The following is an 11,873-nucleotide window of genomic DNA, read 5'->3' on the forward strand; positions in this document are numbered from 1 at the left end:
TCTTTATTTATAGGTTAATACTCTTACATATTGTTCCAATCCGAGAACTGGGCAGATGCATCCCAGCCTGGATTCTGCTCAAGGACTCCATTGGAGATGTCGATTTCGTCTTGCGGAATGGGCCAGTAGCCTTGGGTTGCTTGTAGGCGTTTCTTATAGTCGAATTTGACCATCGGTACCACCGTAGCGGCATTTATTATATTGAACCCGGTCTGTTTGTTGAGTATGTCACCGGCTTCCTCAAGCGAAGGACCCGACCAGCGAAGGATATCCCACCAGCGGATGGACTCGAATGCAAGTTCCCAGCGGCGTTCCTGCTTGATGGCTTCCAGGGAGTAGGCCACCGGAGCCAAGTGGGAGCGGGCACGTACCTTGTTCAGACCCGTAGCGTCTTGTTTCAGCTCGGACTGCATGAGCAGAACGTCGGCAAAACGGATATGAATCAAGTCGGCAATTTGGAGTAGCTGTTGGGATGTCTGCGAAGATATTCCGGGGAACATCTGCTTGCCGAAAGGTTCGATTTTGCCTTCATTGTAGGAATTGATATTGATGTATTTTTTCTGGAAATAGCCGGTTTGTTCATAGTAACGATAGGATACGGTATATTCCGGTTCACCCTCGTCCATGGTGCAGTCCATCAGTACATTGCCGGCAACATTCGGATCAAGTGCTTTGTACGACCATATGGAACCGGTCAGACGGGGATCCTCCTTGTAACCGTCCGTATAGGTCTGCTTGGCGGCCCAGTCTTTCCATTCGTTGACCATAGCCGGAGATACAGGGCCAGCTCCCCAACCGGTGCCGAAGGGATAACTGTCTTTGTTGGAATAGTTGTCGGCAGACGGTGAATAGAATTGCGCGCATGTGTTGGAGAACCAGGTATAGGTCCAGTCGGATTTCAGGTTATGCTTGTTGGCGAATAAAGTTTCGTCGGAACTGTTTCCTTCCCATTTCAGGTTATGGTTGATAACGTATTGGTAACGGAACCCTTCGGTATTGTCTTCGGTAGCATCGTTGGTGTAGGCCCAGATGTTGCGTTGGTCGGACACCAGTTTATGACCGGAGTTGTTTACACAGTCATCTATCCAAGAGATGACCTCCTCTTTGGTAGTTCCGTTGGGGAGCTCGTTTTTTTCGTAGCGTCCGGTATAGAAAAGGAATACACGTGCCATCATGGCTTCGGCAGCATATTTTGTAGCGTGTCCGGTCATGTCTGAGCCTTTCGGATAAATCTTTGCCGGCATCATTTCGATAGCGTTTTTCAAGTCGGCTGCAATCTGGGTGTAGATTTCGTCTACGGATGCACGCGGCAGGTTGGTACTTTCCAGTGTGGTGCGTAAAGGAACTCCGCCAAAGACTTGTGCCAGCTCATAATAAGCCATGGCACGTAGGAAGTAGGACTCACCGAAAAGTCGGTTACGTTCGCTCTCGCTGGACCATGATTTCACATTCTCCATTGTGTTGATGGCATTGTTGGCACGGTTGATAAGGGTGTAGCAACGGTCCCAGATACCGGCAAATGTATTCAGATTGCCACTGTACATAAGGAAGTTGGTGGCACAGTTGTTGGAGTAGGAGAGGTTGCCTCCCAGACAGTCGTCACCTGCCAACTGGGCAATGTAATACTGGGAAGAGGTTTCAGGACTTTCAAACAACAGATGGGCGTATATGGCCGTCACCATCTCTTGGGCATCCTTTTCTGTCTCCGGGAAGTTGGCGGTTGTCTTTTCGGTCAAAAGTTCCGAATCGAGGAAGTTTTCGCATCCTGAAAGAAGAATCAGTATTGCTGATGCTATGAATAATATCTTTTTCATAATTTCTTCGGTTAATTAGAATTTTACATTTAAGCCTATCATATAGGTACGTGCACTGGGGTAGTAGCCCAGGTCGATGCCTGATGCCCAACCATAATCGTCGCCACCGTAACCGATTTCCGGGTCCATACCGGAATAGCCGGTGAAGGTAAAGAGGTTCTGTGCGGTCAGATACAGGCGCAGCTGTTGTACCGGTAACTTCTTGAATGCTTTCTTGAAGTCGAATCCCACAGTGATGTTCTTTATCTTGAGATAGTCTCCATCTTCGATGTAAATGTCTGATACTCTGTTCCAGTTGGAGCTGGAAGCGCTGGACAGTCTCGGGAACTTGTTGGACGTACCTTCGCCGTGCCAGCGTTGGAATATCTCTGCTGTATAGTTATTCAAGGGTGAGGAGGAGAAGTCACGATAACACTTCAGAATCTGCTGGCCGAATGCGCCGTAAGTAGTGATTGAGAAGTCAATGGCCTTCCAGCTGGCATTCAGGGAAAGTCCCATTGTCAGGTCGGGATTCGGGTTACCTATCATAGTACGGTCATTGGCATCGAGCGTACCGCTATTGTCGGTGTCTGCCCAGATTACGTCACCCGGCTGTGTCTTGTCGCCGTTCAGTTTCGGACCTTTGTAGTTGTCTATCTGTTCCTGGTTCTGGAATATGCCGTTACTCTTGTAGCCGTAGAAGTAGCCGATGGGTTTGCCTACTTCAGCACGGAAGCACTCTTCGGCTCCTTCCCACAGAACGCTGCCGCTACCGTGGATGATTCCGTCTTTGTTGGCAATCTTGGTCACTTCATTCTTGTTGTGAGCAAGGGTCAGGTTGGCTCCATATTGGAAATCCTTTCCGATGTTGTCGTTCCAGTGGAGTCCTACTTCAATACCCGTGTTTTTTACATTACCGCCATTGACGGACACTGCATTGGCACCGAAGGAAGAGAGTACCGGAGCCGTAACCAGCCAGTCTCTGGTATTTTTGTTATACCAGTCGAATTCAAAGCCCAGGCGGTTGTTCAAGAAGCGTGCATCGATACCGAAATTCAATTGCTCCTGTGTTTCCCAGGTAAGGTCCGGGTTGGTCAGTCGGTAGGCGTATGAACCGGTACTGATGAGGTCCATGGAGTCGCCGAACGTATAACCGCCATATCCGTTGTTGGAAGTTATCAGTGAAAGATATTGGAAAGTAGATACATTACAGTTACCGTTTTGCCCCCAGGAAGCGCGTAGCTTTAAGAAGTCCAGCCATTTGATTCCTGACATGAAGGACTCGTTGCTGATAACCCATCCTGCGGATACTGAAGGGAAGTATCCCCAGCGGTGTCCGCGGGCAAAAGTGGAGGAACCGTCCGCACGCATGATGACAGAAGCCATGTATTTCTCCTGATAGTTGTAGTTGACACGTCCGAAGAAGGAGGCGATGGAACCTTCCCCGTTAGGTTTGCCAGTCAAGGAGGACACACTGTTGGCGGTCAATGGAACATTGGACAAATAAGCGTGCTTGAAATCATAGAAGTTTGAGCCTATGGCTGAACCGCTCATTTCTTCTCCCATACCCCATTTTTCAATACTCTGACCTACCAGGACGTCGATGTTGTGGTCATCGATATTGAAGATGTAGTTGGCTGTATTGTCCCATGACCAACGGTTATACATAGACATGGATTGGGTAACCTTGTCTTCTGCGTTGTTGAGTGACGCACTCAGATAATCGAATCTCGGCAAATAGGAACGATAACTGGAGGCTCCCATGATGTAACCGAACTGGCTCTTGATACGCAGGTTCTTGATGGGTTGCAGTTCTGCATAGAAGCTGCTCTGCATGTAATGGGACTTGCTTAGGTTCTGGTTCATATAGTAGTCCAGATAAGCTATCGGGTTTTTATTGGCTCCGTTGGAGATATCCCATTTGTAGTTATCCTTTTCCTGGTCTGCATAGAGGTAGTAGCCCCCGTCTGAATTGTAAGGGTGCATCAACGGGCTCATGATGAGCATATTGTGCACTCCGTTCCAATAAATGCCGCCGGTTCCGAATGAACCTTGCGTTTGCGAATATTTGTAGTTGATGGTTTCGCCCACTTTCAAGAAGTCAAGATTGCCTTTTTTCATGACTACGTGGTCCGAGTTGACACGGAAGTTGTAGCGGTTCATTTCTGGAAATTCGCCGGGAACTCCCATGGTGGCTTCTTGGTTGGTGTATGAAATACCTATGGCATATCTGGAACGGTCTGTTCCTCCGGTGATGTTGACTGCGTGGTTCTGTACCAATGCATCTTCATTCAGCACTTCCTTCAGCCAGTTTGTCCCTTTCCATGTTCCGTTCTGTATGGCCTGCAAATCCCTTTCCGGAATATAGGTCGCCCAGTTGTACGGACTCAATCCGTCCATTACACGGCCTTCATCCTGCATCATCATGTACTCTTGGGCATTGAGGATAGTAGGGATTTTGTAAAGGTTCTGCACGCCGACATAGCCGTCGTAACTGACTTCGGCAACGCCGGTTTTACCTCGTTTGGTGGTAATCAGGATAACGCCGTTGGCAGCACGCGCACCATAGATGGCGGCAGAAGCGGCATCCTTCAAGACGTCCAAAGATTCAATGTCACTCGGGTTCAGTCCGTCGATGCTACCGTTGGCAACTCCATCTACCACATAAAGCGGGGAGAAGGTTCCGGTAGTACCGATACCGCGGATATTCACCTTAAAGCCCGAACCCAGGAAGCCGTTGTTCTGCGTGATGTTGACACCCGGTGACTGGCTCTGCAAAGCGCCCAGGGCATCCACAGTGTTCAGCTTGGCTATGTCTTCTCCTTTTACTTGTACAGTGGCGCCGGTGACAAGTTTCTTTTTCTGTACACCGTAACCGACAACAACTACTTCATCCAGTAGTTCGGAATCTTCTGTAAGGGTGATTTTCATGTTGGCATCTGCTTTGGCTTCCTGCGTCTTATAACCGATGTAGGAAATGACCAGGGTGGCACCTCTTTTTACGTTTAGCGAGAATTTACCGTATAAGTCGGTGGTAACTCCATTGGTAGTACCTTTTTCCAAGATACTTGCTCCGATGATAGGCTCTCCATTCTGGTCGACAATGATACCGCGGGCTGTTTGTGCCTGCATCTGTTCTGTCACTCCGAATGAATTTTCCGAGTAGGTCTCTATTGCCATGATTTTGCTGCTTCCTATAAATAGGGAGGCGATGGCAATTGCTGTGAGGATTTTGTTGTTCGATGTTCCTCGTTTACGATTTTCATTCATAATAGATGTTTTTTGTTTAAGCTAATGGATCTCAAAATAAATAGGTTGAATAGAAGATGACACTAATAGTGTCTTGGGGCTTTCGGGTAAATCATAGGCATTCATTGTTTTTCTAAGGTTACTATATATAATATGGTATATTCTTGGTTAATATCAATGTGCTTTCCAGAGCTTCCGGATTGTTGTTATCAAATATAATCCTAATTTTCATTATTTAAAATATAGAATCGTATGTATTAAAATATGTTGTCCATTATTTTATTTGCTTAAGAAATTTGCGTGAATGAAATCTTGTTTGAGAGCAAACTTGGTTGCATGTTTTTGATTTTGTGCTAAAATCAGTTAATATATTGATTTTTATGCTGTTGGTTTGTGTTTTTTAAAACTATTGTAAATAATATTCTTGGTTTGGAAAATCTTATTTAAGTCTCGTTAACTAAATATGCACTGTCTGTAATTACTTCGAATAAAAAAAAGGAGCTTTGTCTTGCTTGGGTTTTAGTTAAAATATATGTTGTTTGTTCATTTGCAAAACTTGTTGTACCTTTGCAACCGGATTTAAAATGTATGATGCCGTGAATAGCGGTCGTGTATTCTAGAACACCACGTAAAAAACAGGAGTATGAAACAAAAAGTATCTGTACCTTTTATGTTGCTGGGCATTCTGTTCAATGTATGCTTGATTGCAGCCAATCTTCTTGAGACTAAAGTTATCCAGGTTTTTGGTATTACCGTAACAGCCGGATTGCTGGTCTTCCCGATTTCTTATATTATCAACGATTGCATTGCCGAGGTTTGGGGCTTTCGTAAAGCCCGCCTGATTATCTGGAGCGGTTTTGCCATGAACTTTTTTGTGGTAATGCTGGGACTGATAGCCGTGGCGTTGCCTGCCGCCCCTTTCTGGGATGGTGCCGCGCATTTCAATTTCGTTTTTGGAATGGCGCCCCGTATTGTCATAGCCAGTCTGACGGCATTCTTGGTGGGCTCTTTTCTGAATGCCTACGTAATGAGCCGCATGAAACTGGCAAGCAACGGGCGTAATTTCTCCGCACGTGCCATTTGGTCGACGGTGGTTGGTGAGACGGCAGACTCGTTGATTTTCTTTCCGGTGGCGTTCGGAGGAATCATTGCATGGCGGGAGTTGCTGGTGATGATGTGTATCCAGATTCTGCTGAAGTCCATGTACGAGGTATTGATACTGCCTGTGACTATCCGTGTGGTAAAAGCTATTAAGCGGATAGACGGTAGTGATGTCTATGATGAAGGCATCTCCTATAAAGTATGGAAAATAGGCGATATTTAAAGCCCCTTACCCGTAGTGAGGGGAAATCAGTTATTATGTCAAACAAATAATTAGCAATGCCCTCTCTGTTTCCCTCCCTACGGGGGAGGGCAAGGGGAGAGGCTTTTAACAAGATGAATAGGGACACTGCTTTGGTGGTTACTATTGGTTATGATAATTTTGTTTCAAGAATTTATTGTAAAATGTTTATATATAAGTGTTTAGTGTCTGTTTGTATCCTTTTTTGTTGATTTGTTAAATATATAAAAATAGAAAAGGGGGTACTTTTACCCCCTTTTTTTCTTATTATATAGTATTTACTTCTTCAATTCAGCAAGCTTTGCCTCTGCCTCCGTAGCATCAAGTCCTGCGGCATTAATAGCTTCAATTGCCACTTCCAATTTTTTAATTTCATCCTTAGTCTTATTATCTTCAATCTTCTTTTCAATTCTCTCGATAAAATTTTGGAGAGTTAATTTCAAAGCAGTTAATTCGCCTGTCTCTGTAGTCTGTTTTAAAACTTTTCCCAAGACATCAAGTGATGAAATGTTTTCAGTAACTTCATTCTTTTGTGGTTTATTTTGTTTTCTTAGGAAGCCAACAATAGCAGTATAACGTTTATCAACGTCTTTAGCATTGAATTTATCAATTGTTTCTTGCGATTTACCTTTTGAAAAATCAGCTAAATTTTCATTGATAACTTTCAATTTATCTTCTTCTGTTAATGCTTTACGTGCCATAACTATATTTTTTTAATAGTTAATACTCTTATGGCACAAATATAATTAAAATGAATTGATTAAATGATTATTCAATGGTTATTTCAACCTCGTTATTATTATTTATTGCATTTTCAATCAAAGCATATACCTTAGAAGTTACAACTTTACTATTTACAACTTTGCCTTTTTCTTTATTAAATCCACATAGAATACAACCGCTTGTATGTGTTTCATCATTTCCACTGTGTATGCGAATGCCACTAAACCCTTTTACACCTATTAATACAGGCATTTTCTTTTTAAATCTTCGTGAAAAGGTTACTTCAATTTTATATGTACCAGTTGGTATTGCTGTTTCAGAATATACCTTTAAACTCTTTATTTCTTCTTCTGACATATAAGAAGTTAATCCTCTGTCCTTATCCTCTAATGTATCACAGAAGTATTCATTATCAATGTATAAGCGTCCTATTGTATATGTGTTTCCTCTGTATATTCTCTTTAATTTTAGTTTCATTGTTTAGTGTGTTAAAAAATAAAAGGTTCAACGAATTGAACCTTTCAATTTATTATTCCTCTTTTTTGTTTTTCTTATTCAATAACATCTTGTAATGATAATCAATACCAAAAACCGCACCTGCAAAAGTTAACATTTCACCGAATGCAATTAATATACTATTATGTATTACGCCCAATGGATAAACCCAAAAGCCCATCATTATAAGGGTGCAACCAAATAGTATTAATAACATTGCTGTGATTAATTGTATTTCAGTCTTATTATCTTTAATCCAACCCATTTTTACTTACTTCTGTTTTAATGTCTGTTATTGATTTATCCACCAATGTAATAACGGTTAATTTATAATCAGGTTGAGTATTATAATTATAATTGACTTTATTGTCTTCATACTCATTATAATTTGCATTACCTAATAATATACCTTCTGCATTATAAATTGTAGAATTATAGTTTTCAATTTTATTTTCTGTATTAATTGAAAAATCACCTTCCAATTTAATTCCTTCTTCATTTGAAGCGGAAATTGTGTAGTTTGTAATGTGTTTAAGTATTTGTGTATTCATTTTTTTGTTTATTGTTTCATTAACGTTATTCCTTTGGTATTTGTGCCACCAAATGTCGTGTAGTAGGTTTTGGTTGAAATAACCATTTTTTCCCAAAACTGTAATGAAGCACTACGAGGTGTAGTGCCTTTGATGGGATTGCCACTACTATTTAAGATTAAGGTGTCATATACTGTAATTGGAGTTGAAGAAAAAGTACCATTTCCATTGTCTTTCCATCCGACCTCACTGCTTTTTGATGGATTTGCAGAATACTCGTAATAAAGTGAACTTGTGTAATCCAAATAGCTTGTCACTTTTATTTGGATTCCTGATTTTGGTATTAGTCCATTTTTTGTTGTCACTGTCAATACAATAGTAACACTATTACTTTCATTCCAAGTTACTTTAGTTGGTGAAATACTACCCATTTGTATATTTGCAGAAGGTAGTCCAGACGGATTGCCTTGCAGCCTGTCATAATGCTTGCTGATAGTAGTTATTGGTTGCCAACACTTAAAACCACTTGTTGGATAAGAGCTTGCCCAAGAGGTCTGATAATAATTGCATAAAAACAAACTCACATCAATATTTGACAAAAATTTGGTGTTCTGATAAAAAGGAGGTGCATTAAAATCGAGCATTAAGGGTCTTGCACCTACTGCAAGCGTACTATACCAATAAAAAGAACCATCAGAGGCTTGTACTTTAACACCTGCATAAACCTGTGATTCCCCTAAAATATCATATAATCCAACGTTGTACGTTCCACCTGCACCTACTGCGGTTTTTGGTATAGTAATATCGGTATATGGAAGTGTATCAGGTAATGAAGAAGAAAATGCTACAGGTGCAGTATGTTCATAACCTCTAAAATCTCCCATCCTGTACGGATAATCCCGTCCGCCTGATGGTCTGTCATAACTCCACGCATAAGAAGTGTTTGATAAATCAGTTGGTGAAGCCAATGAGCAAGTTCTTACTGATATACCATAATTACCAGCATTACTTCTTTCCCAATTTGTAATTCCTGCTGTAGTGTCCTTCTGAAACCATTTTACGGGCTTGAATCGGCTATATGGGTTAATCAATGAAGAAGAACATAGTGCACCAACATTTCTAGTACTTGTACCTAATGTTGTTCCGATTATATTTGTTGTTATTCCTGTGTTTGGAAGTGCCATTTCTATTTTTCATTATTTATTTTATTCTTTAGTGTATCAACTTCTTCTTTTAATTCTTTAATAGATTGAATTAAAATAGGTATCAATTGTTCATAATCCACTGATTTGTATTTATCATAAATTGGATGTATTAATTCAGGAAGAATTTCTTCAACTTCTTGGGCTATTAATCCGTAGTTATTCCTTTCATCCTTTTCTTTATTTAGTCCTTTTGCTTTTTGATTCCAATTAAATTGAACGGGATTTAATTTTTCAATTATATCTAAAGAATTAGTAATTGATTTAATGTTCTTTTTTAATCTCTTATCAGAAGAACTATATGCAGTAACTTCACCTACCGTAACTATATTTTTAGGTGAATACAAATTACCTGTTGAATCTATTCTAATGCTATTTGTACTACCATTTCCCAAATACATATATCCGTTATATGCTTGACAATACCAATTTATACCATTTAGAACTAATTTAAGATATGGATTAGTTGTACTGTCATTTAATAGAAAATTGGTAGATGTTAGAGAACCACTAACATTACCTGTACCATTAAAACTTTGTCCCCAAATACTTCTTGCTGTAGCCAATTTGGTAGCAGAAGCTACATTATCTGTTTTAAATGCAAACTCTTTCCAAGCAGTTTTTGCAGTAGTACTACCACCGCCACCTCTTGCGAACCACCTATTACTATTAAATGTACCATAGATTTGATTCGCAGAACCATAAGCGGCAGTACCATAAAATAATGTACCTGCTTCTGCAATTGGATAATGGCGTGCTGTTGTTGCATCTGCATTAGCCGCATTTGTCATTATTCCTTTTCCGTTCACCGTATTTAAGTCAACTGCTTGCGTTTGGTCTGCCCTTGCAAATGCTGTAGCGTGTAAATTATCAACCGTATCTGCATTACTTGCATAGTTGTTTGAAACAGATAGTGTTACATTACTACCACCATTTATTGAAACAGCCCCCGAAGCATTACCTGTTAAAGTTAATGTTCTTGCATTTCCCCAAGTTGCTGTTGTTATATTGGAAGTTCCATTAAAACTTGTTCCATTAATAGTACGTGCTGTTGTCAACTGATTGGCTTTTGCAACTGTAGCCCCTGTTGTAATAAAACCTGAATTGTTGCTTAAATGGCTTGTTGCAGTTGGCACGTTAACTGTAACTGCTGCACTACCATTAAATGACTTTGCAGCAAATGCACCACCTGCAAAAGTTAAAGTACCGTTTACTTTATTTGCACTTGTTGCTGCACCACCTGCACTACTTGAACCAGCATAATTGTGGGTATGACTTGCAGGGGTATAAGTTGAAGGTTTGTTTGTTATATTATTCCAATCCAAGCCACCACTAAATGTACCGCAATACAATATATTATTGGCGGCATCCCACTTCATTTGTGTGTTTAATGAATTTGTTCCTGCACTTATTTGAGTGTTTTTTGCATATCCAAAATATAATATATTATCATTCGATGGATATGTACTAATACTTACTCTTCCGTCCTTTACAGGAGCATTAAGGATAGCACCATAGCCACTATATTTACAGTTCAATACCGCATTGCTAACACCATTAATCCAAGTATTGCTCACAAATGTAGAATTTAATGAACCTGTTACCGTTCCACCTGCCAATGGCAAGTAACTATGTGTATGGTTTGAAGAGGCTGCACCAACATTTGCTGCCGTTATATTAATACTCTTTGCTGCACTACCATCATAAGCACCTTGAGAAGTACCATTTAATGAAATGGTTAACGCATTTGGATTCTTTAAGGCATTGGGTATTGTTGGATATACAGGAAGTGTAACAGTATTAGCACTGACCGCATAACTCGTTGTACCAACTTTAACAGTACTTACATAATTATGAGTATGGTTACTTGCTGCTTTGCCATCTAATAAACTTGATAAATTTGTAATATCACTTACTGTATGATTATGTGCTGATGGCGTAAAAGTCGAAGGTTTGTTCGTTAAGTCATTCCAACTGCTTACATTACTTTTACTATCAATCAGAGATTTCAATACTCTACCCTGATTAGCACTCAATGCACAATCTGTTGCACTTGAAGTAAGTGCATCCACAATTGTTATTGCACCACTACTTTCACCTGTAGCACCACTGCCATACGCTGCAACTTCTTGTTCTCCAATCAAATTTAATTTAACCCTTAAATTATTATCAGAATCAAAATAAAATGCCTTGTTCCAATTAGTAACTATACCATCCCAATTACTAACTTTAGTTGAAGTGATACCATCTAACACTGATTTATTAGAATGTGTATGATTATTAGTAAATGCAACATTCCAATTAGTACGTTCTGCTGCTGTTATATGTATAGTTGAATTAGAAGTATGTGCTGTTAATGTAGTATTATCAGCTTTAGCATCTAATTTTGTTTGTAAATCAGTTATATTAGCAATAGTATGAGTATGCGAAACTGCTGCTTTACCATCTGGAAAATCCAGTGTAAGCTGCCCCCTAAAACCAAGCGATTCTGCCCCCTTGTGCTAAAATAATCCTACCCCCTTGATTCCAATATAAAAAT

General features: G+C 40.4%; 9 protein-coding genes. 1 reads left to right on the top strand and 8 read right to left on the bottom strand.

Annotated features, from left to right (window positions below):
• Positions 1-23: 23 nt before the first annotated feature.
• Both CSD97_RS17460 and CSD97_RS17465 read right to left on the bottom strand, forming a co-directional pair.
• A complete protein-coding gene (locus CSD97_RS17460; protein ID WP_022402014.1) occupies positions 24-1,814 on the bottom strand; it encodes a RagB/SusD family nutrient uptake outer membrane protein in 1,791 nt (596 codons plus the stop codon).
• Positions 1,815-1,829: 15 nt separating this feature from the next.
• Positions 1,830-5,063: a TonB-dependent receptor gene (locus tag CSD97_RS17465; RefSeq protein ID WP_009038188.1), complete on the bottom strand. Its 3,234-nt coding sequence runs from the start codon at positions 5,061-5,063 to the stop codon at positions 1,830-1,832.
• A 622-nt stretch (positions 5,064-5,685) separates the two neighbouring features.
• Between CSD97_RS17465 and CSD97_RS17470 the strand changes: the two genes are divergently transcribed.
• The gene (locus tag CSD97_RS17470; RefSeq protein WP_005831504.1) at positions 5,686-6,366 is read left to right on the top strand and encodes a queuosine precursor transporter; all 681 of its coding nucleotides are present in this window, start codon (positions 5,686-5,688) and stop codon (positions 6,364-6,366) included.
• A gap of 296 nt (positions 6,367-6,662) precedes the next feature.
• On the opposite strand, the gene CSD97_RS17475 is transcribed toward CSD97_RS17470, so the two are convergent.
• The 6 genes from CSD97_RS17475 to CSD97_RS17500 all read right to left on the bottom strand — a co-directional run bounded on the left by CSD97_RS17475 (position 6,663) and on the right by CSD97_RS17500 (position 11,589).
• Complete coding sequence (locus tag CSD97_RS17475) at positions 6,663-7,085, bottom strand: hypothetical protein (RefSeq protein ID WP_098032811.1); 423 nt, start codon at positions 7,083-7,085, stop codon at positions 6,663-6,665.
• A 67-nt stretch (positions 7,086-7,152) separates the two neighbouring features.
• Positions 7,153-7,584, bottom strand: a complete 432-nt coding sequence (locus CSD97_RS17480) for a DUF5675 family protein (protein WP_098032812.1) — start codon at positions 7,582-7,584, stop codon at positions 7,153-7,155.
• A 52-nt stretch (positions 7,585-7,636) separates the two neighbouring features.
• Positions 7,637-7,867: a hypothetical protein gene (locus tag CSD97_RS17485; RefSeq protein ID WP_098032813.1), complete on the bottom strand. Its 231-nt coding sequence runs from the start codon at positions 7,865-7,867 to the stop codon at positions 7,637-7,639.
• Entirely contained in the window at positions 7,854-8,153 is a 300-nt protein-coding gene (locus CSD97_RS17490; protein WP_098032814.1) for a hypothetical protein, read from the bottom strand. The genes CSD97_RS17485 and CSD97_RS17490 overlap by 14 nt, the downstream gene beginning before the upstream one ends.
• A gap of 8 nt (positions 8,154-8,161) precedes the next feature.
• The gene (locus CSD97_RS17495) at positions 8,162-9,316 is read right to left on the bottom strand and encodes a hypothetical protein (RefSeq protein WP_098032815.1); all 1,155 of its coding nucleotides are present in this window, start codon (positions 9,314-9,316) and stop codon (positions 8,162-8,164) included.
• Positions 9,317-9,318: 2 nt separating this feature from the next.
• On the bottom strand, positions 9,319-11,589 hold the full coding sequence (locus CSD97_RS17500; RefSeq protein ID WP_098032816.1) for a pyocin knob domain-containing S74 family peptidase: 2,271 nt from the start codon (positions 11,587-11,589) through the stop codon (positions 9,319-9,321).
• Positions 11,590-11,873: the final 284 nt, after the last annotated feature.

The sequence above is a fragment of the Bacteroides sp. AR29 genome, from assembly GCF_900217715.1.
Lineage (GTDB): Bacteria > Bacteroidota > Bacteroidia > Bacteroidales > Bacteroidaceae > Bacteroides > Bacteroides uniformis.

Coding starts and splice junctions, on each gene's coding strand:
- CSD97_RS17470 (WP_005831504.1), top strand. CDS start 5,686: ATGAAACAAAAAGTATCTGTACCTTTTATGTTGCTGGGCATTCTGTTC.
- CSD97_RS17495 (WP_098032815.1), bottom strand. CDS start 9,316: ATGGCACTTCCAAACACAGGAATAACAACAAATATAATCGGAACAACA.
- CSD97_RS17485 (WP_098032813.1), bottom strand. CDS start 7,867: ATGGGTTGGATTAAAGATAATAAGACTGAAATACAATTAATCACAGCA.
- CSD97_RS17465 (WP_009038188.1), bottom strand. CDS start 5,063: ATGAATGAAAATCGTAAACGAGGAACATCGAACAACAAAATCCTCACA.
- CSD97_RS17480 (WP_098032812.1), bottom strand. CDS start 7,584: ATGAAACTAAAATTAAAGAGAATATACAGAGGAAACACATATACAATA.
- CSD97_RS17460 (WP_022402014.1), bottom strand. CDS start 1,814: ATGAAAAAGATATTATTCATAGCATCAGCAATACTGATTCTTCTTTCA.
- CSD97_RS17490 (WP_098032814.1), bottom strand. CDS start 8,153: ATGAATACACAAATACTTAAACACATTACAAACTACACAATTTCCGCT.
- CSD97_RS17475 (WP_098032811.1), bottom strand. CDS start 7,085: ATGGCACGTAAAGCATTAACAGAAGAAGATAAATTGAAAGTTATCAAT.